This window comes from Ovoidimarina sediminis, assembly GCF_032586175.1.
Classification (GTDB): Bacteria; Pseudomonadota; Alphaproteobacteria; order Rhodobacterales; family Rhodobacteraceae; genus Ovoidimarina; species Ovoidimarina sediminis.
The window spans coordinates 68,818-91,718 of sequence record NZ_JAWHTE010000013.1; the positions used below are offsets into that span (position 1 = coordinate 68,818).

Annotated in this window: 27 protein-coding genes; 15 read left to right on the top strand and 12 right to left on the bottom strand. The window is 60.6% G+C overall.

The genetic code is table 11. The features are described from left to right. The first annotated feature begins 74 nt into the window (after positions 1–74). From RXV90_RS15360 to RXV90_RS15395, 8 genes are all read left to right on the top strand, one after another. Entirely contained in the window at positions 75–2,936 is a 2,862-nt protein-coding gene (locus RXV90_RS15360; protein WP_316649733.1) for a monovalent cation/H+ antiporter subunit A, read from the top strand. Position 2,937: 1 nt separating this feature from the next. Next, a complete protein-coding gene (locus RXV90_RS15365; protein WP_316649734.1) occupies positions 2,938–3,297 on the top strand; it encodes a Na+/H+ antiporter subunit C in 360 nt (119 codons plus the stop codon). Beyond that, positions 3,294–4,826, top strand: coding sequence for a monovalent cation/H+ antiporter subunit D (locus tag RXV90_RS15370; RefSeq protein ID WP_316649735.1), 1,533 nt, complete (start codon positions 3,294–3,296; stop codon positions 4,824–4,826). The genes RXV90_RS15365 and RXV90_RS15370 overlap by 4 nt, the downstream gene beginning before the upstream one ends. Before the next feature lie 3 nt (positions 4,827–4,829). Then, a complete protein-coding gene (locus RXV90_RS15375) occupies positions 4,830–5,321 on the top strand; it encodes a Na+/H+ antiporter subunit E (RefSeq protein WP_316649736.1) in 492 nt (163 codons plus the stop codon). Beyond that, positions 5,318–5,587 (top strand): K+/H+ antiporter subunit F, encoded by a 270-nt coding sequence (locus RXV90_RS15380; protein WP_316649738.1) that lies wholly within the window; start codon positions 5,318–5,320, stop codon positions 5,585–5,587. Before RXV90_RS15375 ends, RXV90_RS15380 begins: the two co-directional genes overlap by 4 nt. Before the next feature lie 9 nt (positions 5,588–5,596). Further along, a complete protein-coding gene (locus RXV90_RS15385; protein WP_316649741.1) occupies positions 5,597–5,974 on the top strand; it encodes a Na+/H+ antiporter subunit G in 378 nt (125 codons plus the stop codon). A 172-nt stretch (positions 5,975–6,146) separates the two neighbouring features. After that, positions 6,147–6,806, top strand: a complete 660-nt coding sequence (locus RXV90_RS15390; RefSeq protein ID WP_316649742.1) for an ABC transporter ATP-binding protein — start codon at positions 6,147–6,149, stop codon at positions 6,804–6,806. Between the two features lie 178 nt (positions 6,807–6,984). Next, a complete protein-coding gene (locus RXV90_RS15395; RefSeq protein WP_316649743.1) occupies positions 6,985–8,361 on the top strand; it encodes a capsule biosynthesis protein in 1,377 nt (458 codons plus the stop codon). Between the two features lie 34 nt (positions 8,362–8,395). Here RXV90_RS15395 and RXV90_RS15400 read toward each other — a convergent pair whose 3' ends face one another. Then, complete coding sequence (locus RXV90_RS15400) at positions 8,396–9,310, bottom strand: LysR substrate-binding domain-containing protein (RefSeq protein ID WP_316649745.1); 915 nt, start codon at positions 9,308–9,310, stop codon at positions 8,396–8,398. 122 nt (positions 9,311–9,432) lie between these two features. Between RXV90_RS15400 and RXV90_RS15405 the strand changes: the two genes are divergently transcribed. Continuing rightward, complete coding sequence (locus RXV90_RS15405; protein WP_316649746.1) at positions 9,433–10,413, top strand: sterol desaturase family protein; 981 nt, start codon at positions 9,433–9,435, stop codon at positions 10,411–10,413. Positions 10,414–10,434: 21 nt separating this feature from the next. Here the strand turns inward: RXV90_RS15405 and RXV90_RS15410 are convergent, their stop codons facing one another. Together RXV90_RS15410 and RXV90_RS15415 are read right to left on the bottom strand one after the other, a co-directional pair. Beyond that, entirely contained in the window at positions 10,435–10,815 is a 381-nt protein-coding gene (locus RXV90_RS15410) for an HIT domain-containing protein (protein WP_316649747.1), read from the bottom strand. Positions 10,816–10,826: 11 nt separating this feature from the next. Next, positions 10,827–12,404 (bottom strand): DUF5928 domain-containing protein, encoded by a 1,578-nt coding sequence (locus RXV90_RS15415; RefSeq protein WP_316649749.1) that lies wholly within the window; start codon positions 12,402–12,404, stop codon positions 10,827–10,829. 154 nt (positions 12,405–12,558) lie between these two features. On the opposite strand from RXV90_RS15415, the gene RXV90_RS15420 reads away from it, so the two are divergent. Next, on the top strand, positions 12,559–13,362 hold the full coding sequence (locus RXV90_RS15420; RefSeq protein WP_316649751.1) for a sulfotransferase family protein: 804 nt from the start codon (positions 12,559–12,561) through the stop codon (positions 13,360–13,362). 673 nt (positions 13,363–14,035) lie between these two features. On the opposite strand, the gene RXV90_RS15425 is transcribed toward RXV90_RS15420, so the two are convergent. From RXV90_RS15425 to RXV90_RS15435, 3 genes are all read right to left on the bottom strand, one after another. Next, positions 14,036–14,803 (bottom strand): FadR/GntR family transcriptional regulator, encoded by a 768-nt coding sequence (locus RXV90_RS15425; RefSeq protein WP_316649752.1) that lies wholly within the window; start codon positions 14,801–14,803, stop codon positions 14,036–14,038. Positions 14,804–14,944: 141 nt separating this feature from the next. After that, a complete protein-coding gene (locus tag RXV90_RS15430) occupies positions 14,945–15,601 on the bottom strand; it encodes an OmpA family protein (protein WP_316649753.1) in 657 nt (218 codons plus the stop codon). A 114-nt stretch (positions 15,602–15,715) separates the two neighbouring features. Continuing rightward, positions 15,716–16,570, bottom strand: coding sequence for a bifunctional helix-turn-helix domain-containing protein/methylated-DNA--[protein]-cysteine S-methyltransferase (locus RXV90_RS15435; RefSeq protein ID WP_316649754.1), 855 nt, complete (start codon positions 16,568–16,570; stop codon positions 15,716–15,718). 103 nt (positions 16,571–16,673) lie between these two features. Here RXV90_RS15435 and nth point away from each other — a divergent pair, with 103 nt between their 5' ends. Next, complete coding sequence (gene nth / locus RXV90_RS15440; protein ID WP_316649755.1) at positions 16,674–17,318, top strand: endonuclease III; 645 nt, start codon at positions 16,674–16,676, stop codon at positions 17,316–17,318. Then, positions 17,315–18,307, top strand: a complete 993-nt coding sequence (locus tag RXV90_RS15445; RefSeq protein WP_316649756.1) for an adenosine kinase — start codon at positions 17,315–17,317, stop codon at positions 18,305–18,307. Before nth ends, RXV90_RS15445 begins: the two co-directional genes overlap by 4 nt. A 25-nt stretch (positions 18,308–18,332) precedes the next feature. On the opposite strand, the gene RXV90_RS15450 is transcribed toward RXV90_RS15445, so the two are convergent. Further along, positions 18,333–18,671, bottom strand: coding sequence for a YegP family protein (locus RXV90_RS15450; protein WP_316649758.1), 339 nt, complete (start codon positions 18,669–18,671; stop codon positions 18,333–18,335). A 239-nt stretch (positions 18,672–18,910) separates the two neighbouring features. Here RXV90_RS15450 and RXV90_RS15455 point away from each other — a divergent pair, with 239 nt between their 5' ends. Further along, on the top strand, positions 18,911–19,435 hold the full coding sequence (locus tag RXV90_RS15455) for a flavodoxin domain-containing protein (protein WP_316649761.1): 525 nt from the start codon (positions 18,911–18,913) through the stop codon (positions 19,433–19,435). 80 nt (positions 19,436–19,515) lie between these two features. On the opposite strand, the gene RXV90_RS15460 is transcribed toward RXV90_RS15455, so the two are convergent. From RXV90_RS15460 to RXV90_RS15480, 5 genes are all read right to left on the bottom strand, one after another. Continuing rightward, entirely contained in the window at positions 19,516–20,073 is a 558-nt protein-coding gene (locus RXV90_RS15460) for a F0F1 ATP synthase subunit B (RefSeq protein WP_316649762.1), read from the bottom strand. 4 nt (positions 20,074–20,077) lie between these two features. Continuing rightward, a complete protein-coding gene (locus tag RXV90_RS15465) occupies positions 20,078–20,602 on the bottom strand; it encodes a F0F1 ATP synthase subunit B' (protein ID WP_316649763.1) in 525 nt (174 codons plus the stop codon). Between the two features lie 68 nt (positions 20,603–20,670). Further along, positions 20,671–20,907 carry a F0F1 ATP synthase subunit C gene (locus RXV90_RS15470; protein WP_316649765.1) on the bottom strand — a complete coding sequence of 79 codons (237 nt, stop codon included), beginning with the start codon at positions 20,905–20,907 and terminating at the stop codon, positions 20,671–20,673. A 49-nt stretch (positions 20,908–20,956) separates the two neighbouring features. Then, complete coding sequence (locus RXV90_RS15475; protein ID WP_316649766.1) at positions 20,957–21,703, bottom strand: F0F1 ATP synthase subunit A; 747 nt, start codon at positions 21,701–21,703, stop codon at positions 20,957–20,959. Beyond that, on the bottom strand, positions 21,687–22,031 hold the full coding sequence (locus RXV90_RS15480; RefSeq protein WP_316649767.1) for an AtpZ/AtpI family protein: 345 nt from the start codon (positions 22,029–22,031) through the stop codon (positions 21,687–21,689). Before RXV90_RS15480 ends, RXV90_RS15475 begins: the two co-directional genes overlap by 17 nt. A gap of 222 nt (positions 22,032–22,253) precedes the next feature. Between RXV90_RS15480 and RXV90_RS15485 the strand changes: the two genes are divergently transcribed. Together RXV90_RS15485 and RXV90_RS15490 are read left to right on the top strand one after the other, a co-directional pair. Next, positions 22,254–22,607: an ArsR/SmtB family transcription factor gene (locus RXV90_RS15485; RefSeq protein WP_316649768.1), complete on the top strand. Its 354-nt coding sequence runs from the start codon at positions 22,254–22,256 to the stop codon at positions 22,605–22,607. Between the two features lie 53 nt (positions 22,608–22,660). After that, complete coding sequence (locus tag RXV90_RS15490) at positions 22,661–22,900, top strand: hypothetical protein (protein WP_316649769.1); 240 nt, start codon at positions 22,661–22,663, stop codon at positions 22,898–22,900. Position 22,901 lies beyond the last annotated feature (1 nt).

A 22,901-nucleotide genomic window follows, 5' to 3' on the forward strand; every position in this document is an offset into this window, starting at 1 on the left:
CAAGACTGTGGTTTAAAACGTGGACAGCCGTCGTCTGAGAGGGCGCATAAACGGAAGTTCAACAGGGACAGATAATGAGCCAGAACGGCCATCTCCTATTCATAATCGCCATGCTGCCCTTTCTCGGCGCGCTCCTCCCCGGTGTAATGATCCGTGCGGGACGCACCGTATGCGCCTGGTTCACGGCGGTGCCGACGGCCCTTGCACTGATCATGCTTCTCATCCTCGCGCCCGCGGTTCTGCGTGGCGAGGTTATCCAGGCGGAGATCGACTGGCTGCCTCACCTCGGCCTCTCGGCATCATTCTTTCTCGACGGCCTCGGCCTTCTCTTCGCAGGAATGATTCTTGGGGTCGGGCTTCTCATCACGCTCTATGCGCGGTTCTATCTCTCCGGCGACGACCCTATGGGGCAGTTCTACACGTACCTGCTGCTGTTCCAGGGCGCCATGCTCGGAATCGTTGTCTCGGACAATATCCTGCTTCTCTTGATTTTCTGGGAACTGACGTCGCTCTCGTCTTTCCTTCTCATCGGCTACTGGAAACACCTGCCGGAAGGCCGGCAGGGCGCCAGAATGGCTCTCGCGGTGACAGGCTCGGGCGGGCTCGCGATGATCGGCGGCATGCTGATCCTCGGCAATATCGTGGGCAGCTACAACCTGACCGATATCTTGCAGGCGGGCGATCAGATCCGGGCGTCCGAGTGGTATATGCCCGCCCTTATTCTGATCCTTCTGGGCGCGTTTACGAAATCCGCCCAGTTCCCCTTCCACTTCTGGCTTCCCCACGCCATGGCTGCGCCCACACCGGTATCGGCCTACCTGCACTCGGCCACGATGGTGAAAGCTGGCGTGTTCCTCATGGCGCGTACGTGGCCTGCGCTCTCGGGTACGGACGCATGGTTCTACATCGTCGCCACGACGGGACTTGTCACCATGGTCCTCGGCGCACTGATCGCGCTCTTCAAGGACGATCTGAAAGCGCTGCTTGCCTTTTCGACCGTAAGCCACCTTGGCCTTCTGACGATGCTTCTCGGCTTCGGCACCGAAGCTGCTGCCGTTGCAGCGGTGTTCCACATCATCAACCACCTGACCTTCAAGGCCGCGCTCTTCATGACGGCGGGGATCGTCGATCACGAAACCCACACCCGGGACATTAAGCGTCTTGGTGGTCTGCGCCATCTCATGCCGATCACCTTCCTGATCGGCACCGTGGCCGCGCTGTCGATGGCGGGTATTCCGCTATTTAACGGCTTCCTGTCAAAGGAAATGATGCTCGAAGAGGCCTCGCACACCGATTGGTTGGGAAGTCACTATGCGGTCCCGGTGCTCGCCACGATCGGTGCACTCCTGTCGGTCGCCTACTCCTTCCGCTTCGTCGCACATGTCTTCCTCGGCCCGAAGCGCGAAGACTACCCGCATAAGCCACATGATCCGCCGTTTGGCATGTGGGCAGCGCCAGCGCTTCTGACCATCCTGGTTCTGGTGATCGGCATCGCCCCGTTTCTGGCAGAAGGTATCGTAACCGCAGCGGCCAATGCCGTGACCGGGGCCGACCTTCATCCGCACCTCAAGATCTGGCACGGCGTGACCCCGGCACTTTGGATGTCAGTGATCGCCGTCCTCGGCGGAGCGGCCCTGCTGACCGCCCACGCACCGCTCGACCGGGCCTGGCTGACCGCGCCGCGCCCGGAGGCCAAGGCAATCTTTGACGCGATCGTCAGCTGGGCGGCATCTGCCGCACGTCGGATCACGGAGGTCACGCACAATGGTGCGATCAGCCGCTACCTCGCGATCTTCACGGTGACGTCCGTCTTTCTTGGCTGGGTCGCCTATTCCGGCAGCGGGCTGCCGGCGCCAACGCGGGAGTTGCTCCCCATTCCTCCGGTGATCGCGGTGGGCTGGGTGATGCTGATCGTTGCGACGATTTCCGTAACCGTGATGCACCACCACCGTTTCAGGGCCTTGGTCCTGGTGGGCATCATCGGCCTCGTGATCTCCACAGGCTTCGTCTACCTCTCGGCCCCGGACCTTGCGCTAACGCAGATCTCGGTCGAAACCGTGACGATCATGCTCCTGCTTCTTGCGCTGCACTTCATGCCACAGATGACGCCGAAGGAAAGCTCGATGACCCGCAAGGGACGTGACGGGCTCATCGCCCTCGCGGCAGGCGGTGGCGTGGGCGCACTCGCCTACGCCTTCCTTATGAGAGATATCGAGACGATTTCGGGATACCATCTTGCCAACAGCTATGAAGGCGGCGGCGGCACCAATGTCGTCAACGTCATCTTGGTGGATTTCAGAGGCTACGATACCTACGGCGAAATCATAGTCCTCGGCATTGCAGGCCTCGTGATCTACGCCCTCATGCATGCACTCCTCGATGGGCCGGCGGCGCGACGCCTCAAGAACCTCGATTATTCCTACGACCGCTCTCGCGATCGTCACCCGCTCATGATGGTGGTCGTGACGCGTGTCCTCATGCCGATTGCCGTGATCGTCGGCATCTACATCTTCCTGCGCGGCCACAATCAGCCAGGCGGCGGGTTTGTCGCCGGCCTCGTGATCGCCATCGCCCTCCTGATGCAGTACATGGCTTCTGGCTTCGCCTGGACGCAGGAGCGCAAGAAGATCGAGTATCACACGATGATCGGCCTCGGCGTGGTCATCGCGGGCCTAACCGGAGCCGGAGCATGGCTCGCCGGGCGCCCGTTTCTCACCAGTTCCTACACCTATGTCCATCTGCCTCCGATTGAGGAGTTTGAACTGGCAACGGCGATGCTGTTCGATCTTGGCGTCTTCCTGACCGTCCTTGGTGCAGTCATGCTGATGCTCTACAGCCTGTCACGGATTGCACGCTTCGCGGGCGAGACGGTGAATGTCGGGCCGATGGACTACGACCCCGGCGAACGGGCCGGCGACGGGCCGGAGGATCGCTGATATGGAACTCGTTGTTGCTACCACCGTCGGAACGCTGACAGCTGGCGGAGTGTACCTGCTCCTCAGGCTCAGGACGTTCCCGGTGATCCTCGGCCTTGCATTCCTGTCCTACGCGGTGAACGTGTTCCTCTTCGCAAGCGGACGGCTCGCCATCGACATGTCTCCGATCCTCTCGAAGTACGGAGAGGCAAGTTACACCGATCCCCTGCCCCAGGCGCTGGTACTGACAGCTATCGTCATATCCTTCGGGATGACGGCGGTGCTCGTAATGATCGCGCTTGGCGCGTATCTCGAGGCCAACAGCGACCGGATCGACATCGACGGCGAAGACGACACGACCGAGGAAGACGCCCGAGCATGATGCACTGGATAATTCTCCCCGTCGTTCTGCCTGCACTTCTGGCCCCGCTGATCGGCTTCGTCATGCGTCATGACATAACGCTTGCGCGCACCGCATCGGTCGCGGGAACGGTGGTCTTGCTGGCCGTGACACTGGGCCTTGCGATGACGGCTGCCGACGGCCAGACGCTCGGCTACCGTCTTGGAAACTGGCCAGCCCCATTCGGAATCATATTGGTGCTAGATCGCCTGTCGGCGCTGATGCTGGTCCTCACCGCGACCCTCGCCATCATAGTGCTGATCCACGCCATCGCGACGGGCTGGGACGCCCGTGGCCGGCATTTTCACGCCTTGTTCCAGTTCCAGCTCATGGGGATCTGCGGTGCCTTCCTGACTGGCGACGTCTTCAACCTCTTCGTGTTCTTCGAGGTTCTTCTGATTGCATCCTACGGGCTCATGATCCACTCGGGCGGGCGTGACCGGATGCGTGCGGGTCTGCAATACGTTGTGATGAACCTCGCAGGGTCAACTCTGTTTCTCTTTGCTCTCGGCACGCTGTACGCCTCGACCGGCACGCTCAACATCGCGGATCTCGCGGCGCGCGTGGCCGAGATGCCGCCCGAGAACACGGCCCTCGTCAGGGTCGCCGCGATCCTTCTGATGATCGTCTTCGCGCTGAAGGCCGCGCTCTTCCCGCTTCAGTTCTGGCTGCCGGGGACCTATGCCAATGCTCCCGCACCGGTCGCAGCACTGTTCGCGATCATGACGAAGGTGGGCGCTTATGCCATCCTGCGTGTGCACACCACATCCTTCGGGCCCGGCATCCCCGGCACCGACGGGCTCATCGGCACATGGCTCTTTCCGGCGGCGATCGTCACGATCGCGGTCGGCGCCTTCGGCGTGCTGGGTGCCCGCCGCCTGTTGCCCCTCATATCCTTTTCGGTCGCCGGCTCAATGGGCACCCTCCTGGTGGCGGTTTCGGCCTTTTCGCCTGCGGCCACTTCAGCGGCGCTCTACTACATGGTGCATTCCACCTTCGCCGCGGCCTGTCTCTTTCTGATCGCCGATCTCGTGGTGACACGGCGGGCCACAGACACGCTCAACACCACACCCGCAACGCTGCAGAACGGTCTTTTCGCAGCGCTCTTTTTCGCAGCCGCGATCGCCATGGCGGGCATGCCTCCGCTCAGTGGCTTTCTTGGCAAACTCCTCGTACTCGATGCGATGCGCGAGCCTGGGCAGATCGGCTGGGTCTGGACGGCCATTCTCGCCGGTTCGCTTCTTACCATCGTGGGTTTCGCCCGGGCGGGTAGCACGCTGTTCTGGAAATCCACGTCGATCCCGATGCCCGCGACCGATGACACCGCTCCCGTGGCAGTGGCAGCGGCAGGCCCATTCCAGATCGCGCCCACCATTCTGGCTTTTGCCGCACTCGCGGCGCTCGCGATCTTCGCAGGCCCTGTCTTTGGATATTTCGAAGACACCTCCACGCAACTCTTTGACCGCGCCGGCTACATTGCGGCGGTTCTCGGAACGGATGGAGGGAACTGAGCAATGCTGGCGAGACTGATACCGCATCCGCTCCTGAGCCTGACCCTCACCGTCGTGTGGCTCGGGCTCGTCAACAAGTTTACGCTCGGCAACTTGATCCTCGGGGCCGTCTTCGGTTTAGCCGTTCCGATGCTGACAGCGGCCTACTGGCCCAATCGCCCCCGGATCAGCCGCCCATTCAAGATCGCCGAATACTTGCTGATCGTCATCTGGGATATCATCGTGGCCAATGTGCAAGTCGCGATGATCATCCTGTTCCGGCGTGACAGCAACATCCGATCCCACTGGATCCCGGTCCCCCTTGAACTGACCTCGGCAGAGGCCATTACGGTCCTGGCAGGCACGATTACGATGACGCCCGGTACGGTTTCAGCCATGCTTTCGGCCGATGGCAGCGCGATCCTGGTGCACTGCCTGCACACCGACGACCCAGACCAGGTAAGAGACGACATCAAATCCCGCTATGAACGACGACTGAAGGAGATCTTCCGTTGATCGAATACGCACTCATGTTCGCCGCCGGCTGCTACGGGGTCGCCCTTCTGCTTGATCTTTGGCGGATCGCTGTTGGGCCCGACGCAAGCGACCGGATCCTCGCGCTCGACACAATGGTCATCAACTTCATAGCGTTATTGGTGCTCTATGGCGTCTGGCGTGGCACAGCGATCTATTTCGAAGCCGCCATGCTGATCGCAATGGTCGGCTTCGTATCGACCGTCGCCTATTGCCGCTACATCCTGCGCGGCGACATCATCGAGTGAGGTAACCCAATGACGGCCTTCACGGAAATCCTGATCACGGCCATGCTCGTCATCAGTGGCCTCTTTGGCCTCGTTGGCTCATACGGGCTCATTAAGCTGAAGAATACAGTGCAGCGCCTTCATGCCCCAACCAAGGCCACGACCTTGGGAATTGGCGGTGTACTGATAGCGTCGATGATCTTTTTCTACGCAAAGACCGGCCACATCTCGCTGCATGAGTTGCTAATCACGCTCTTTCTATTCCTGACTGCTCCAATCACCGCAAACTTCATTGCGAAGGCCTACCTCGCACGAAATGTGAGTTCAGCCGAATTGCCCGACCGCCCGAGTGAATACGGCTGGTCGGTCTACGACGATCCGCCGGAGAACCGACCAAGCACGCAATGAGGCTCCGACGCCGAGAACACACAACGCGCGGTCGGCCATGATCGGCTGATATCTGGCAACAGTTCGCTCAGACTCGGAAGGAGGGATATTTCCTCCGCCCAATTCTTGCCTTACGGTGCAGTTAACCAAGGCTCGAAAAGAGCCAACGAGGCCCCGGGCAGGTCAACGCAATATGATCGAGTTTCGCAATGTGTCGAAGTCCTTCTGGACCGGCAAGCAGCGCAAGGTGATCCTTGATCGTGCCAGCTTTCGTGTGACCCCCGGAAATTCACTCGGCATCCTCGCCCGGAACGGCACGGGCAAATCCACCGTGATCAACATGATGGCGGGGCTTGAAAAACCAGACGAAGGCGAGGTCTACCGCTCCTCCCGCGTCTCTTTTCCGCTCGGTTTCATGGGCGGCGTCGTGAACCGCCTCACCGGTAAGGAAAACGCACGGTTCATCGCCGAACTCTATGGGATCGATCCAGATTACGTCGAAGCCTACGCACGCTGGATCTGCAGCCTCGACGAATACTTCGACATGCCTGTCGGCACCTATTCCACGGGCATGCGTGCGCGCCTATCCTTCGCGCTACTTCTGGCGCTGGATTTCGATTTCTACCTGATCGACGAGGGCATGCCCGCCTCCACGGACGTGGAATTCAACCGCAAGGCCGGCGCGATCCTGCGCGAACGGCTCGACCGTGCAACGATCGTGATCGTTTCTCACCAACCCGAAACTCTCGAGAAGTTCTGCCGCTCAGCTGCGGTTTTGCAGAACGGGCGTCTTATCATGTTCGACAGCCTCGAGGACGCGAAAGAGCTATATGACTACGAAACCCAAAGCTAAGCGCTTTCGAATCCGTCGCGGCGGTGCCGGTGCGGCTCAGGCCGCCACAAACGCCGTTGCCGAAACGTCGATAGACGTCGCAGCGGGATCATCCCCGGCAATTCCTGATCCCGAGGCGACCAAGGCAGCTGAAATCGATGCGATCCGCAAGGAGGGCCTGACAGGCCGTCAACTTCGGATGGCCCGCCGCCTGGCCCACAAGCACGGTCTCGCCCCGGTATCGGAATTCGACGCCGTGCGCCTTCTGCGCAAGAAGGGGATCGATCCCTTCCAGCGCGCCAACATGCTCGAACTCGTCGTCGCCGACACCACGCCACCGAAGGAAGAGGCGCCGACGCCGAAGATAATCCGCCCTGAAATGAAGCGCTCCACGGCGCTTTCGACGGATGTGGCCGATCCTCTTGCGCGCGGTATGCAGGAAGTCGCGGAAATCCAGCGCGACATCGTCCGTCGGCGCCGGCGGAGCCTGGCTCTTCTCGCCGCCCGGCTTGGTGCCTTCGTCGCCCTGCCGACACTGTTCGTCGGGATCTACTTCTTCGCAGTAGCGACGCCCATGTACGCGACCAAGTCGGAATTCGTGATCCAGCAGGCCGACAGCGCCGCGGGTGCGGGTATGGGTGGTCTCCTATCCGGCACCGGCCTTGGCACCAGCCAGGATTCCATCACCGTTCAGGGTTATCTGAACTCTCGCGAGGCAATGCTGCGGCTCGATGCAGACAAGGGCTTCAAAGCCCATTTCAGCGATCCATCGGTAGACTTCATTCAGCGCTTGGACCCGGACGCCTCGAACGAAGACGCCTACAAGATCTTCCGCCGCAACGTTAAGATTGGCTACGATCCGACCGAGGGCCTCGTCCGGATGGAGGTGATCGCCGCCTCGCCAGAAGTCAGCGCCGACTTCTCGCGAGCATTGATTGGCTATGCGGAAGAACAGGTCGACCACCTGACCCAGCGGCTCCGGGCCGACCAGATGAAGGGCGCCAACAGCGTTTTCGAAGAGGCTGAGGCGAAGATGGTCGCGGCTCAGGAACGCGTATTGGCACTTCAGGAACAGCTCGGCGTCTTCGATCCGGTTTCGGAAAACTCCGCCCTTATGAGCCAGATCACGAATTTCGAGGTTCAACTCGCTGAAAAGCGCCTGTCTTTGCAGCAATTGCTCGACAACGCACAACCGAACCAGGCCCGTGTTGCGGGCACCGAGGGCGATATCGCGCGCCTCGAAACGATGATCGCCGATCTCAGAAGCCAGCTCACCCAGGGCCGCGGTGCCGAAGGCTCTCTTGCCTCGGTCTCGGGCCAGCTCAGGATGGCCGAGGTCGATCTCGAAACCCGGACCCTGATGATGCAGGAAGCTTTGCAACAGCTGGAAAGCGCACGGGTCGAAGCCAACCGGCAAGTCCGGTACCTGTCCCTCGGCGTGAACCCGGTGCCCCCCGACGAACCAACCTACCCACGCGCCTTCGAAAACACGATCCTCGCGCTTTTGATCTTCTCGGGCATTTATCTTCTCATCTCGCTCACGGCCTCGATCCTGAGAGAACAGGTTTCGAATTGAGGGATTTCGCTGAAACCATGGTGCAACAGGAAGGCTAGTCCCTCCCCGTCTCCGTCACGATATGAAGCGCTCCGCCACGCCCGCGGAAATAGGCTTTGCATTGACTGACGAACTGCTGAACAAGTCGGCGCGGCCTCGTCCGGTCGTAACCGATTGAAAGCGTCAGCGGCGGCAGCGGATCGGCAATCGGTCGGGCAACAAGACGCTGGCCTGCATAGCTCAAGTCGGTTGCGGGAAGCATGTTCAGAACGGCGCTACCATAACCGGCCCCAACCATGCCGCGTACCATCTCTGTCGAATTCGCATAGACCAATCTCATCGGGCTCTGCCCGGCTTCATCGAACAACCGCCGATAGTAATCGGAAGCAATCGGGCGGTTCAACACAACGATCGGCTCGCAGGCAAGATCCGCCAGCCGCACGACATCGGATCTGGCAAGAGGATTGCCCGCAGAAAGAAGACAATATGCCGGCGCATCGATCAGCACGTCGAATTCAACCTGCGGTCGCATCACGTTGGACACGAAGAGGATGACGTCGAACCCTCCCGAGAGAAGCCCCTCTTGCGCGCGGTCGTTGTCGCATTCCTCCATATGGAGTGTAACGGCACCATCCCGCCCCGCGAGCCCCTCGAGGATCCGCGGCAGGAAAGCCGGCGCAACTGGCGCATAATAGCCGATCCTCAGATCACCAGTCAGCGAGTGCTTCAGGTCGGAACCTTCGAGCATCACTGTGTCATATTCCTCGAGGAGGCGAAGGAATTTCTGTTCCAGAACCCGGCCATTCGCCGTCGCCACGATACCCTTTGACCGGAAGCGGTTCACAAGCGTGATCTCGAATTGCGCTTCGATCTGGTCGATCGCGGCCGAAACAGCAGAAGCCGCAACGTTCAACTCGTTCGCGGCACGCGCGATACTCCCCAACGCCACGGCCCGCGTGAAATAGCGCATGGATCTGAGCGAGACTGTCAATGATACCTCGGAATTTCAGATGATGCGCCTCGTTTAATCCTGTTTTTCACACGATATAACTCATGTCAAAATCCTGCAGCCGCGCGAGCCAGGAGGGCGACATGTCGGAAGCAGAGCTTGAGGGCTGGAACCACCTGCCCGAGGTGCCGATCAGGGTATCACCTTTCTTCACTTGGCCGCTCAATCCCGTCGAAATGACTCGCTGGGTCTGGAACTCATGGTTCCTGATCTCCGAAAAGCTGATCATCGTCGGGATCGCCTTCGCAAGCTACACGTGGTTCCAGCCCCCGTTGGAGGAAACAACCACCTTCGCACCCGGCTGGATCGCCGAGATGTACGCACGAAACCTAATCCTCGCGCTCGGCGTGGGCGGGGCCTTGCATCTCTGGTTCTACACCTTCTCGGTGCAGGGCAAGAAGCTGAAGTACGATCCTCGCCCACTAATGGTGAAGGGCAGGCAATTCACGCTCGGCGGCCAGATCCGCGACAACATGTTCTGGACGTTGGGAACGGGGGTCCTGATCTGGACGGGCTACGAAGTAATCCTGTTTTGGGCGCTCGCAAGCGGCCACATGCCGATGATCACATGGGCGGCGAACCCGGTCTGGTTCGTGGCGATGTTTCTCCTCGTACCTGTCTGGGAGAGCTTCTACTTTTACGTAATCCACAGGTTGATCCACGTGCCCTTTCTCTATCGGCACGTCCACTATCTTCATCATCGCAACATCAATGTCGGGCCCTGGTCTGGAATGTCACAGCACCCGATAGAACAGATGATCTTCCTCGGATCGGTCTTCGTGCACGTGATTGTAGGGGCGCACCCGGTACATATCCTGTTTCACCTGCAGTATTTCTTTCTCACCGCGATGACCACGCATACCGGGTATCAGGGGTTGCTCATCCGCGACAAGAACCGGCTGAACCTCGGCACCTTCCACCATCAGATGCACCACCGGTATTTCGAGTGCAATTACGGAAGCCTCGAGATCCCTTGGGACAAGTGGATGGGCACATTCCACGACGGCACACCGGAAGCGAATGTCCGAATGCAAAAGCGCCGTAAAAGGATCATGGGGCAGTAAGACGCCAGGGTGCGGAGCGGCTCACCCTGGCTGCAGCATCCGGCCAAGGGGCCGCCCACCCAGGATGTGCATGTGAAAATGCGGCACTTCCTGGACGCCGTCCTGACCGGCATTCGCAATCGAGCGGAAGCCGCCGCCGCCGTCCCCTGGGCTTACCCCAAGAAGGTCGCAGACACGCCCATAGGTTCGCGTGAAATCCACGATCTCCGCATCGGAAGCCTCGTTGGCAAAATGATCGTGCGTTACGTAGGGCCCCTTGGGGATGACGAGCACATGTTCCGGTGCTTGCGGATGGATGTCCCGGAAGGCCAGCGTATGCTCGCTTTCCAGCACCGTGTCATTCGGGATTTCCCCCCGAAGGATCTTCGCAAAGATATTCTCGCTGTCATAGGCATAGGCCATGGCGCACCCCTTCAATCGGCAAAGATGATGTCATTTTCTGCAATCGCCCGGGCGCGATCCCTTGGCAAGCCGAAGAACTGCATAAGGGGATCTGTGTTGTCTTCCGGCGAGGCACGCTCGCGCATGTGGAAATGACAGGGAAACTCTTCGTCCTTCAGACGATCACTCTCGAAAAGTACATCGTTCCGGATCGTGGGCAACAACTCCTCGAGCGCCACCTCAGACGTTTCGGGGCCGGCTAGCCCGACTCTCCGCGCATGCCCCTTCAGGTAGGCGTCAGAGAATTGGCACTCGACCTCGAGAAGCCGCGTCTGGCTTCGGTCAGAGTAGAAATCCCGCACCAGATCGACGTTTCCAGGGTCCATACAGATCACCAGCTGGTCGCTTTCAAAATACTCGAAAAGCATGCGCATAAGCGCCCGGCGGTGTCGTGTTCGCTTCTCCAACGTTGCCTGAATCCCGCCGAGATCCGGAAGCGGAGTAGCCTCTTCGTCAAACAGATATTCGACGGTCGGCACGTTCGAATGATGGCTCAGTTCGCTCAGAAGCCGCTTTGCCACATGCCATTTCTTGCAAGCAACTATCATCAGCTCGCGCTCTCGCCCGATTGTCGCCTCACGCTCCCAGAACCGTGGGGCAAAGCGCTGACCAACGCGCCCCTTCTCCGTCAGGAACTTGTAAAGTCGCTTGCCCTCGTCGGATGTCCGGATCGTCTGGTCGGTTGAGATGTAGAGCCGCCCAAGCCGCTCCTTCAGATCCTTGGCCTCAGGAGAGATTTTCCGCGCGAACAGCGCATCCTGCGCCACGAGAAGGTCGTAGTGATCGTTATAGAAGGTAACTGGCAAGCCGTAGTCCGAGAACATCAGAAACGTCAGCGTGCGCGATGTAATCTCCTCTGCCGGCACCAGATGGGGCACGAGCGTCTGAAAGACAGTCTCGTCGGGGATCCAGGTGGTTCGGAAGAACCGAAGCACATCGGGCCGCGCCCTCAGAAACGCCAGAACGTTTTCGATGGTCCGCCGCCTCAGGCACCACCACTGGCTCCCGATCATCATCCTGAGGTCGGCAGGAACTTCACGCCGGATCCCAAGCTTCTTCTGAAGCTCCATTGCTCCATAAAACAGCCGCTTATGTTTCCGTTCGTTGAACAGATGCCGATAGACAAGCCGCTCTTCCTTAAGCCCGGTCTTGATCCAGTCGGATGCAAAAAAGTCCTCGTGCTCGATGAAATCCTTGTCCATCCCATCAAGATAGTCGTGCACGTAGGCAGCGGGCTTGATTGCCATGCAGTCGCCCGACAGCATGTAGAAATGCGTGGCCGCCGGAAAGGTTTCAAGCGCCGCCTCTACGGCCGACAGCGTCGCCTCCACAAGGCTCCACTCTCCCCAACCGCAGCGCACCCGTCTTTTCGCCAATGTAACGTTCGGCAGTTTCTCTACCGCTGACCGGATTTTGTCGAACTCCGCCTTCGGCGAGCGCGCGTCGAAGTGAATCGACATCTTGTCACCTGCCCTCGTCAGACGGCGTGCCTGCTGGATCACAGCCGCAGGGTCTTTGTGGCACAGCAGAATGAATGCGATTTCCGCCATTTGGAATTTTCTGCTCGATCGTGTAATCCGGTCTCAGTAGACATTGTTATTGTGTGGGGCCATTGAATAAACCCCCAAATATTGTTTTTTTTCGCACGGAAGTACCGGGTCCGTCATTTCAAAGAACCCCGGGTTCGAGGCAGACGAGGGTAAAATGGGCTTTCCCGGCACCTGGATGACCGAGAGCGAAAGCATGGTCTATCGCGTTGTTCCCAAATGCGCCTGTTCGACGATCGGCCAGATCATGTTCTATTCCGATCACGGCCATTTCTTCGACGGCGACATTCACGACGCGCGCGAGGGCATGCACAAGTGGGCCAGCGAGGACAGCCAGTCCGTGATCGCCGGCAACGTGGCAGAGCACCGTTCCTTCGCTTTCAGCTGCGTACGCAATCCCTACACACGAATTCTGTCGTCGTTTTTCGATAAGATCTGCGGCATCCAACGCAACGGCCAGCGTTACCGAGGCAACCTCGTGCCAATGCTGATCCAGAAATACGGCATCGAGGTCGAGGGAGAGTTCGATCAGATCGCCAGCTTCCGCCGTTTCCTCCTATTCGCCCGCGACACGATCCGCTTCAAGAAACCGATGGATCCCGACATTCACTGGTCAGCCATGTCCGGGCACCTGTCGACCTTCATCGTGAATGGCGGCACCTATGACCGCATCTTCCACACCGAACGGTTCAACGAGGGCATGGCCGATGTCCTCTCTGCCATCGACACACCCGTAAGGGTCGACCTCGCCGAAGTTCCCCGCTTTAACGAAAGCGAAGGTCACGGGCCGAAACGCGCCCACCCTGTAGAGGATTTCTTCGACGACCTCTCAATGCACCTCGTCTACGAGATCTACAAACGCGACTTCGAGCTCTTCCGCTACGATTTCGCCAATCCTGCCAATAAGATGCCGACAGGTGAGATCGACCTCGACGAGGTGCACGCCAAGCTCGGCGAATGAATTGGGGGCGGCACCCCGCCCCCAACCGCGATGACAATCATATTTTCAGCACCGCAGATCGCGATAACTGGGCGGCTCATAGGGCGCCTCCAGCCCCACATCCCGGCGCAAGTACTCCGGTAAGGGCCCGGATGCCCCGGGCGGCGGCCGCCGTCTCCTTCCGTTCAACAGCGCGATGAGTGCGGCGGTCAGCACCCTCCAGGCACCGTATTGTGCGATAACGGCGTGAATCTGCGGGCTCGGCGCGGCCTGCGCCACGCGGGGTCGTACAAGCTGGGTCATGGGCATTCCGGGCAAGTTGCCGCCCGGCTCCTTAAATATAAGACTGTGATCTGGAACTGCCGGGCCGGCTCAGGAACGGCCCAAACGGTGAGAATGCGCCTTGGCGCACCGGGGCGGGCATCTGGTCAGGTCTGGCGAAATGCCTGTCCGGTGCGGTCCATGGAGGACGGCGCGGGACGGGGCCTTACCCGATGCGCGTTACCCGAAGCGGGCAGCCAAAGGGATGTCGGACCGACCAAGTGCGAAGGTTGGTCATCGTCATGCCTGTCATGAAGCGCCCTCCTTCTCTCTGATCGTGGCTCCTGGGGCGCGAATACACGATTCCCCGAAAGCGCCAAAGAGATTTCTCACCACCGGCTATTCCGGGTCCGGCCTGTGGCAAAGGGGCGGCTCAGCGCGCCTGCGCGTGCTCGAAGCGAATCTTCGCGACCGCCTCGTGCCTGTCGGCCTGCCGCTGTCCCTCAAGCGCTTCAACGACAAAGTCGAGATGCGCGTCAATCGCCGCCCGCCCGGCGGCCCCGTCGCGGGCCTGAAGCGCCTCGTGGATAGCCCGATGCTGCTCCAGGATCATGTCCCGCGTCATACGCTGGCGGAACATTACCTGCCGATTGAAGAACACGCCCTCCTGCAACAGCCCGAACAACGACCGCATGACGTGCAGAAGCACGATATTGTGGCTCGCCTCCACGATCGACATGTGAAACTCGGCATCAAGCTGCGCCTCTTCTGCGGGGTTGCGCTTCTTATGCGCCTCCTCCATCCGCTCGAAGATCGTCGCGGACACCTTCAGATCGGTGTCCGACCCGTAGAGACAGGCCCGCTCGATGGCGAGCCCCTCCATATCCCTGCGAAACGCGATGTAGTCGTTCACAGCCTCATCATGGGTTGCAAACAGGCGCGTAAGTGCTGGCGAGAACTGTGATTCAAGCTCCCCCGACACATAGATGCCCGATCCGGCCCGGGTTTCCAGCAGCCCCGAGGCCTGAAGCTCCGCCACCGCCTCCCGCAAAGATGGGCGAGACACACCCATCCTCTCGCTCAGTTCCCGCTCCGACGGCAGGCGTTCGCCCGGTCTCAGTACGCCTTGCAGGATCAGCCTTTCGATCTGGCGAACAACAGCCTGCGACAGCTTTTCTGACTGAACTTTGGAAAAGGGCATAAAACCTCGCGCGATTGGTCAATTAATATGACCGCATTGCGCGCTCCGGCAAGCCCTTTCGAGCGGGCTGGTTTCATCTCGAAGAAATACGCGCGCCAGAGGCGCGACGCTCAAGCGCCGCGCCTCCCCATCGTTCAAGGATCAGTTCGGGCGGATCGTGATATCCACACGCCGGTTCAGCGCCCGGCCCTCCGCCGTCTGGTTCGTGGCGATGGGCTGTGCCTCGCCGGCACCCAGCGCCCGGATCCGTGCCGGTGCCACGCCGGCATTGATCAGAACGGCACGCACCGCGTTCGCCCGGCGTTCGCTCAGGTCCTGATTGTAGGCCGCGCTGCCGGTATTGTCGGTATGACCGACAATGGTCACCGTCGTATCAGGATATCGATTCAGGCTGTCAGCCAACGTAAACAGATCGGCGCGCAGATCAGGCCGCACCTGAGCACTGTCAACTGCGAAGAGAATATCTTGGGGCATCCGCACGATCAGCGAGTCGCCCGTATTGATCACACCTACATCGCTCGACAGCGACTGGTTCAGTTCCTGCGCCTGCTTGTCGAGCGAATTGCCGATCGCGCCGCCTACAAGACCGCCGATCGCTGCGCCGATGATCGCATTCTCAACACGGTCGTCGCCGCTCTTGATCGTGCCGCCCAGCGCCGCACCGATCCCGGCTCCGATCGCGGCCCCTTGCGCGGTGCGCTGCCGTTCACCGCCCGGGCCGTACGCCGGATCGGTGCAAGCGCCAAGTGCGAAAAGCGCGGCAACGGCCACGCCAGTGAATTTCACGTTTAGGGTCATTCTCTTGCTCAGTCCTCTGTCATGCCGGTCGTGAAACCAACGTTGATCGACACATGGGGTTCCAACCCCATGATAGGCAATAGCAAGCTGATGCAAACTGATGTCACGGCGGTTTCACGCCGTCTCCGCAGCCTCCCAGGCCAGCATCGCGCGTTTGACGGGCAGACCCCAGTGGTATCCGCCAAGGCCTCCTGATTTCCGGAGGGCCCGGTGGCATGGAATAAGCCAGCTTATCGGGTTTCGTCCCACTGCGGTGCCGACGGCACGCACGGCAAGGGGGTTCCCGATGGCTGCGGCGATGTCGGAGTAGGTTGTGACATGACCGGTCGGGATCCGTAACAACGCCTCCCATACCTTGATCTGGAACGGCGCACCAATGAGGTAAAGAGGCACCTCACCCGTCTCCCCGGCCTTCGGGAAGGCCCTTGCGACCATGGGCTCAAGCTGCATCGGATCTTCGGTGAAGACCGCCCCAGGCCAGCGCGACTTTAGGTCGGCCATCGCGGGCTCCGGGCCTGTCTCTGCCGAAAACGCGATTCCGCAGATACCCTTCCCCGTCCCCATGACAAGCGCAGGGCCGAACGGGCTTTCGAACCACCCCCAGAAGATCTCCAGGCCCTGCGCCCCTTGCGCGTATTCGCCGGGGCTCATCGCTTCCCACCTCAGGAACAGGTCATGCAGCCGCCCCGACCCCGACAGCCCGACTGCGTCCGCAGTTTCCAGGGTCGTATGGCGCTCCTTAAGAAGCGCCTTTGCGTGATCGAGCGTCAGCCACTGCTGAAACCGCTTCGGACTCACTCCGGCCCAGCGGCTGAACACCCGCTGGAAATGGGCGGGGCTGAGGTTCATCTCTTCGGCGATCTCCTCGAGGCTCAGGCTCCGCCCATCCTCGGCATCGATCCGGTCGATCGCCCGCCGCATCAGGCGGTAGTAATAGCTGTCTTCCAGATCGCGTGGATGCTCGGTCATCGGCCTGTCCTCCAGTTGCCCCGAAAGTAGTCCCCCGGACGACTGCACGCGACCCGTTTCCTGCGGGTTGTACAGCCTCGCGCACCCCGCCATAACCAAGGCGATGACTGCGACCCTGCCTTACGCCACGATCCGCGAGATCTTCAGCCGTTTCCGCGAGGCCGAACCCGAGCCGGAGGGGGAGCTCGAACATGTAAACGCCTTCACGCTCGTCGTCGCCGTTGCGCTTTCGGCGCAGGCCACCGATGCCGGCGTGAACAAGGCGACGCGCGAGTTGTTCAAGATCGCCGACACCCCCGAAAAGATGCTGGCACTGGGGGAAGAGGGTCTGATCGAACACATCAAGACGATCGGCCTCTACCGAAACAAAGCCAAGAACGTGATGAAGCTCTGCCGCATCCTGATCGATGAGTATGGCGGCGAAGTGCCCAGCTCACGCGCAGCGCTGCAAAGCCTGCCGGGCGTGGGCCGCAAGACGGCAAATGTCGTTTTGAACATGTGGTTCCGCCACCCGGCCCAGGCGGTCGACACCCACATCTTCCGCGTCGGCAACCGCACCGGCATCGCGCCAGGCAAGGATGTCGCGGCGGTCGAACGCGCCATCGAAGACAACGTGCCCGCGGAATTTCAACAGCACGCCCATCACTGGCTGATCCTTCACGGCCGCTACCACTGCAAGGCGCGCAAGCCCCAGTGTCCCACCTGCCTGATCCGCGATCTCTGCGCTTACGAGGAGAAGACTGAATGAAAGAGTTCCACGTCGTCGGCATCGGCAATGCGATGGTCGACATCCTCGCTCATGCTCCCGAAGAGTTCCTCGAACAGAACGGCGTCGAAAAGGGCATCATGCAGCTTATCGACATGGACCGTGCGGTCGAACTCTATTCGTCCATCGGGCCTGCGAGAGAGATCTCGGGGGGATCGGCCGCGAACACCATCGCGGGTATCGCGCATCTCGGCGGTCGTACGGCCTATGTCGGCAAGGTGAAGGACGATCAGCTGGGCGAAATCTTCGCCCACGATCTTCGTGCCCAGGGGGCAACTTACGAAACCCGCATGGCGCCTAAGTCAGAAGTTGCCGAAACGGGCCGCTGCATCGTTCTCGTCACACCCGATGGCGAACGATCGATGAACACCTATCTCGGGGTGACCGAGCACTTGTCCCCGACCGATATCGATACGGATCAGATCGCCCGCTCGGAGTGGATCTACCTAGAGGGCTATCGCTTCGACGGGCCGGAAAGCCACGAGGCGTTCGCGGTGGCGATCGAAGCGGCGAAATCCGGTGGCGCGCGTGTCGCGCTGACGCTCTCCGATCCATTCTGCGTCGAGCGCCACCGCGACGCCTTTCGCGCGATGATTTCCGATCACGTCGACCTGCTCTTCGCCAACAGGGCAGAGATCATGTCGATGTATCTGACCGACGATTTTGAAGAGGCGCTTTCCCGCGGCGCCGCGGATGTCGACGTGCTCGCCTGCACTGAAAGCGAAAAAGGCGCGCACATCCTTTCCGATGACGACCGTTGGCACGCCCCTGCGATCCCGACTGACATCAAGGACGCCACGGGCGCCGGCGATCTATTCGCAGGCGCATTTCTTTGGGGTGTCACACATGGTCATGGGCTCGAGACCGCAGGACGCATGGGTTGCGTTGCGGCCTCCGAGGTCATCAGCCACATCGGTGCGCGGCCCGAAGCGGATCTTCGCGCACTTTTCCAGAAACACGGGTTGATCTGACCGGGCCGCAGCCCGGCCGTCATCCTCAACCAGCGGTGGTGTCGACCACCTTGGCATCCGGCGCATTCTTGGCGACCGAAGCGATCCCGTTGTCGCGCGCCTTCACGCTTTCATAGGTCTCGCTCGTCCCAATCACCTGGCCGTTCGAGGCTTTCAGGTTGAACCGCGCCTTGCCGTTCTTCGTTTCGGTCCGCTCGAACCGCTTGTCTTCCTGCGAGTTCTTCCGAACACTCTCAATGCCGTTCATCGCGCTGGCTTTCTTCTTGTAGCCTTCGCTGGCGAGGATGATCTGGCCATTGCCGGCCTTCAGCCGAAACCGGAATTCACCCGCCTTGTCGGTAAACACTTCGAACTTGCCTGCCATCGGACGCAAAACCTCCCTGGTTGTGTGGGCGTCGCCTTTGTTTATTCATGACGCCACCCCATTCCGCCAAGCGACTTTTGATCTCGGGCGAGGCTCCGGGAGCGATCCGGCGCCAGACTGTGGCACGAACACCATCCCGCACATCCAATTCACGCAACCCGCCGCGCTCCACGACTTGCAGCGCGGCGCGTTTCATGTCGCTCTCATCAGAGCCAATCACACGCAATCAGGCCCTGAACATGACCGTTCTCCTGCTTTACGCCTCTGTCGAGGGACACACTGCGAAGATCGCGCATTTCGTGGAACAGGCGGTGTGCGATGCGGGGCATGGGGTTCGCCCGGTCGATATCGGCGAAAAGAAACCGGAGGTGGACTTTGAAGGCATCGACAGGATCATCGTCGCCGGCTCGGTTCACCGCAAACGTCACCCCGCCGCGTTTGAAAAAAACCTTACCGACTTTCGCGAGCCCCTCGCCGCGCACCCCACCCTATTTCTCTCGGTAAGCCTCTGCGCCGGTTTTCCCGAAGGCCGCGACGAAGCGCAAAGCTATGTTGATGACCTTTGCGCGCGCACCGGGTTCCAACCGGACGCCACCCTCCTCGTCGGCGGCGCGCTTCAGTTCGACAAGTATCAGGATTACGAGGCCTGGGTCGTACGCTTCATCGCTGTGGGTATGAAGCGGCACGAGGAACTGGAAGAGGACCGCGAGCTGACCGACTGGACCGAAATCGAGACTGCGGTCGAGGCGTTTCTTCAAACCTGATCTCCGGCCATCAGGCCGAAGTCCAAACGCAAAAGGCGCGCCGTCGGGCGCGCCTTTCTCAATTCGTCAAAATACCACGATCAGTGCAGCTTCGCATCCACCGTGCCGATGGCTTCATCAACCATCCGTGCGCGCTCTGCATCCGACATCTGGCTCTGGATCACTTCGGCCGCAGCGGCCACGGCGATTTCCGCCGCCCGGTCCTTCACCTCGCGCAGCGCCGCAGCCTCGGCAGAAGCTATCCGGTCCTCGGCGCCCTGAAGGCGCCGCGCCACCTGTGCCTCGATCTCGGCCTTGGCCTGCTCGGCCGCCGCGCGCGCCTCTTCCTTGGCGTGGTTCACGATCTCTGCCGCCTGCCCCTCGACCTCGCGCGCCTTCCGCTCATAGGACGCCAGAACGGTCTGCGCATCCTCGCGAAGCTTGCGCGCCTCATCGAGTTCGGCCTGGATATCGGCCGCCCGCTTGTCGAGCATACCGCCGATCATCCCCGGGACGCCGAAATAGAACAGCACCCCGATGAAGACAATAAAGGCGAGCGTTACGATGAAATCGGTATTCGCCAGCGAGAAGAACGGCTTGTCACCGGCGGCCAGAGCGGGCCCAGCGGCGAGAGTCAGAACGGTTGCAAGTCTCAGCATCACGTCACCCCTTCAGCCGGCTCTGGATCGCAGCTTCGATCGCGGCCTGATCGGCGCTGGCGCCGAGCGCCCGCACGATCTCCCCCGCGGTCTCGCGGCTCACGTCGCGCACGGCGTCAAGCGCGCCTTCGCGCACCTCCGCAATGCGCGCCTCGCTTGCTTCGGTCTGCTCCGCGATCTGCTCATCCGCCTTGGCGGTGGCCGCATCAAGCTCGGCCTGCATTTCGGCTTTCGCTTCTGCGATGATCTTCTGCGCCTCGGCACGAGCATCCGCCAGCGCCTTGTCATAGGCCGCCTCGGCTTCCTCGGCTTTCAGCTTCAGCTCTTCCGCCGTCGCGATGTCATTCGTGATCGTCCCCTGCCGGTCCGACAGAACGCCCGCAATCCGCGGCAGCGCCACTTTCGTCAGGATCAGGTAGATCGCGACGAGGGTGAGGACCAACCAGAAGATCTGGTTGGGAAAGGTCGAGAAGTCGAGCTGCGGAAGACCCGTCGCTGCCTCTTCGGCCCCATGTGTTTCGGTCGCCATGTCTCGGCCCTCTTAATCCCGGTGGACACCGGGGGCAGCACGCCCCCGGCCTCGAAGGAGATTGAGGATCAGACCGCGAACATCAGCAGAAGTGCCACGAGGAACGCGAAGATCCCGAGCGCTTCCGCAAACGCGATGCCGATGAAGAGGGTCGCCGTCTGGCCGCCAGCGGCCGACGGGTTGCGAAGGGCACCGGCGAGGAAGTTGCCGGCGACGTGGCCCACACCGATGGCGGCCGCGCCCGAACCGATGGCGGCCAGGCCGGCACCGATGAATTGACCCATTGCTGCGATATCGCCTTCCATGTCCGTTTCTCCTTGAGCTGGAATTGGCTGAATTTGCGTAAGATCTGACCTAGTGATGCGGATGCAGAGCGTCTTTGAGATAGACGCAGGTCAGGATCGTGAAGACATAGGCCTGAATGGCCGAAACGAGCACCTCGAGCCCGTAGATCGCGGTCACCGCAAGGACCGAGATCGGCGAGATCGCCGCGACGGCGGCGAAGCCCGCGAAAACCTTGATCACCGCATGGCCGGCCATCATGTTGCCGGCAAGACGGATCGAGTGGCTGACGGGGCGCACGAAGTAGGAAATCACCTCGATCACCGCGAGAATGGGCCGAAGCGGCAAGGGCGCCGCAGACACCCAGAAAAGGCTCAGGAACCCCGCGCCATTTTTAACGAAGCCCACAATCGTGACAGTCAGGAAAACTGCGATCGCCAAAACCGCTGTAACGGCAATATGCGACGTCGTCGTGAACGACATCGGAATTAGCCCGAGGAAGTTCGAGAAGAAGATGAAGAGGAACAGCGTCATGATGTAGGGGAAGAACTTCGCCCCTTCCTTGCCCGCAACGTCCTCGACCATTTTGTAGACGAAGCCGTAGAAAAGTTCGGCCACCGACTGCGACCGCCCCGGAACGATTGCGCGCCCGCGCGTGCCGAGAACCATCAATGCCGCAATCGCCAGAACTGCGATGCCCATCCAGAGCGTCACGTTCGTCGGCGTATACCAATGCACCGTGTCACCGATCAGCGGCTCGACGATGAACTGATCCATCGGGTGAAATTCCAGACCGCCGCCCTTAGCCTCTTCCGCCACGCGTCTCGTTCCTCTTGTTCGCGGCCTCGTAAGCCGCCTGCTTGTCCTGGATCTCCTTCGCGGTCCGGACCATGGTCTTCACGCCCGCGATGAACCCCAGCAATGTGAACAGGACCAGGAAGATCGGAAGCGTGCCCAAAAGCACGTCCAGCCCGTACCCGATCCCAAAACCGATCAGCAATCCCGCGACCAGCTCGGTAACCATTCGCCAGCCCTGCTGGGCCTGGCTGTAGTGTTCTTCCATCTGCGGCTCGGGCTCCTGCCGCGCCTTCGCGGCCTCGATCCGATCCTCCAGCGTCTTCAGCGCGACATCCCGATCTCCGGTCATTGGCGCGGCAAACCCCCTGGTCGAACGGGCGCGAAGCTAGGCAGGGGGGCGCACAGAGTCAAGGCGCAGCAGAGGCGCCGAGGTGGGAGGTCAACCAATTGTTTTAGATATATTTTTTCACCGTGATGAAGAAGTCGTCCTGCGGCAAAAGCGCCAGCGCAGCCAGGACCCAAATTCAACCGATTGGTTGACCATTCCGCCACCGCCTGCCAAAGCGCCCCCATGGCGCACACGCTCGATACCGTCTTCCAGGCCCTCGCCGACCCCACGAGACGGCGCATCCTGACGCTCCTTCTGGAAGACGACATGGCAGTGACCGATGTCGCCGAACCGTTCGAGATGTCGCTTGCCGCGATCTCGAAGCACTTGGGCGTTCTGACCCGCGCAGGCCTGATCCAGCAGGAACGCCACGGCCGCGTCGTCTGGTGCAAGCTTGATCCCGACGCGCTTCGCGAGGCCTCGGTGTGGATGCAGGGCTTCGGCCAGTTCGAACCAGTCAACCTAGAAGCCTTCGAGTTGTTTCTCGAACGCGAACTTTCCGGCAACACTTCCACGGAAGACGCGAAAAACACCTGATTTATTAACTTCGCTTTGCTATTCTGCGCCTCGGGGGAACTAGGAGTGTTGCCATGCGATTTGTCGTCGCCTGCCTCAGCTTGGGGTTTTTCAGCTTCCTGAGTTTCGGCGTGCATACGGAATCGATCCACCTGATCGAGTCGACCGATCCCAACGTGAAGAAGCTCGGAATGGCGCTTGCGAACGCTGTCGAGAAATACGGCCAGAATGAAATGGCCCTCGGGTTCCTCGGCGCCGGGATCGCGCTTTCCTTCATCGTGATCGCCTTCGGCCCGCGTGAAGACGAGGCGTAAA

What these genes read in the sequence shown, in the direction of transcription:
- RXV90_RS15360 (WP_316649733.1), top strand. Translation starts at nt 75, where the DNA reads ATGAGCCAGAACGGCCATCTCCTATTCATAATCGCCATGCTGCCCTTT.
- RXV90_RS15365 (WP_316649734.1), top strand. Translation starts at nt 2,938, where the DNA reads ATGGAACTCGTTGTTGCTACCACCGTCGGAACGCTGACAGCTGGCGGA.
- RXV90_RS15370 (WP_316649735.1), top strand. Translation starts at nt 3,294, where the DNA reads ATGATGCACTGGATAATTCTCCCCGTCGTTCTGCCTGCACTTCTGGCC.
- RXV90_RS15375 (WP_316649736.1), top strand. Translation starts at nt 4,830, where the DNA reads ATGCTGGCGAGACTGATACCGCATCCGCTCCTGAGCCTGACCCTCACC.
- RXV90_RS15385 (WP_316649741.1), top strand. Translation starts at nt 5,597, where the DNA reads ATGACGGCCTTCACGGAAATCCTGATCACGGCCATGCTCGTCATCAGT.
- RXV90_RS15390 (WP_316649742.1), top strand. Translation starts at nt 6,147, where the DNA reads ATGATCGAGTTTCGCAATGTGTCGAAGTCCTTCTGGACCGGCAAGCAG.
- RXV90_RS15395 (WP_316649743.1), top strand. Translation starts at nt 6,985, where the DNA reads ATGGCCCGCCGCCTGGCCCACAAGCACGGTCTCGCCCCGGTATCGGAA.
- RXV90_RS15400 (WP_316649745.1), bottom strand. Translation starts at nt 9,310, where the DNA reads ATGCGCTATTTCACGCGGGCCGTGGCGTTGGGGAGTATCGCGCGTGCC.
- RXV90_RS15405 (WP_316649746.1), top strand. Translation starts at nt 9,433, where the DNA reads ATGTCGGAAGCAGAGCTTGAGGGCTGGAACCACCTGCCCGAGGTGCCG.
- RXV90_RS15410 (WP_316649747.1), bottom strand. Translation starts at nt 10,815, where the DNA reads ATGGCCTATGCCTATGACAGCGAGAATATCTTTGCGAAGATCCTTCGG.
- RXV90_RS15415 (WP_316649749.1), bottom strand. Translation starts at nt 12,404, where the DNA reads ATGGCGGAAATCGCATTCATTCTGCTGTGCCACAAAGACCCTGCGGCT.
- RXV90_RS15420 (WP_316649751.1), top strand. Translation starts at nt 12,559, where the DNA reads ATGGGCTTTCCCGGCACCTGGATGACCGAGAGCGAAAGCATGGTCTAT.
- RXV90_RS15425 (WP_316649752.1), bottom strand. Translation starts at nt 14,803, where the DNA reads ATGCCCTTTTCCAAAGTTCAGTCAGAAAAGCTGTCGCAGGCTGTTGTT.
- RXV90_RS15430 (WP_316649753.1), bottom strand. Translation starts at nt 15,601, where the DNA reads ATGACCCTAAACGTGAAATTCACTGGCGTGGCCGTTGCCGCGCTTTTC.
- RXV90_RS15435 (WP_316649754.1), bottom strand. Translation starts at nt 16,570, where the DNA reads ATGACCGAGCATCCACGCGATCTGGAAGACAGCTATTACTACCGCCTG.
- nth (WP_316649755.1), top strand. Translation starts at nt 16,674, where the DNA reads ATGACTGCGACCCTGCCTTACGCCACGATCCGCGAGATCTTCAGCCGT.
- RXV90_RS15445 (WP_316649756.1), top strand. Translation starts at nt 17,315, where the DNA reads ATGAAAGAGTTCCACGTCGTCGGCATCGGCAATGCGATGGTCGACATC.
- RXV90_RS15450 (WP_316649758.1), bottom strand. Translation starts at nt 18,671, where the DNA reads ATGGCAGGCAAGTTCGAAGTGTTTACCGACAAGGCGGGTGAATTCCGG.
- RXV90_RS15455 (WP_316649761.1), top strand. Translation starts at nt 18,911, where the DNA reads ATGACCGTTCTCCTGCTTTACGCCTCTGTCGAGGGACACACTGCGAAG.
- RXV90_RS15460 (WP_316649762.1), bottom strand. Translation starts at nt 20,073, where the DNA reads ATGCTGAGACTTGCAACCGTTCTGACTCTCGCCGCTGGGCCCGCTCTG.
- RXV90_RS15465 (WP_316649763.1), bottom strand. Translation starts at nt 20,602, where the DNA reads ATGGCGACCGAAACACATGGGGCCGAAGAGGCAGCGACGGGTCTTCCG.
- RXV90_RS15470 (WP_316649765.1), bottom strand. Translation starts at nt 20,907, where the DNA reads ATGGAAGGCGATATCGCAGCAATGGGTCAATTCATCGGTGCCGGCCTG.
- RXV90_RS15480 (WP_316649767.1), bottom strand. Translation starts at nt 22,031, where the DNA reads ATGACCGGAGATCGGGATGTCGCGCTGAAGACGCTGGAGGATCGGATC.
- RXV90_RS15485 (WP_316649768.1), top strand. Translation starts at nt 22,254, where the DNA reads ATGGCGCACACGCTCGATACCGTCTTCCAGGCCCTCGCCGACCCCACG.
- RXV90_RS15490 (WP_316649769.1), top strand. Translation starts at nt 22,661, where the DNA reads ATGCGATTTGTCGTCGCCTGCCTCAGCTTGGGGTTTTTCAGCTTCCTG.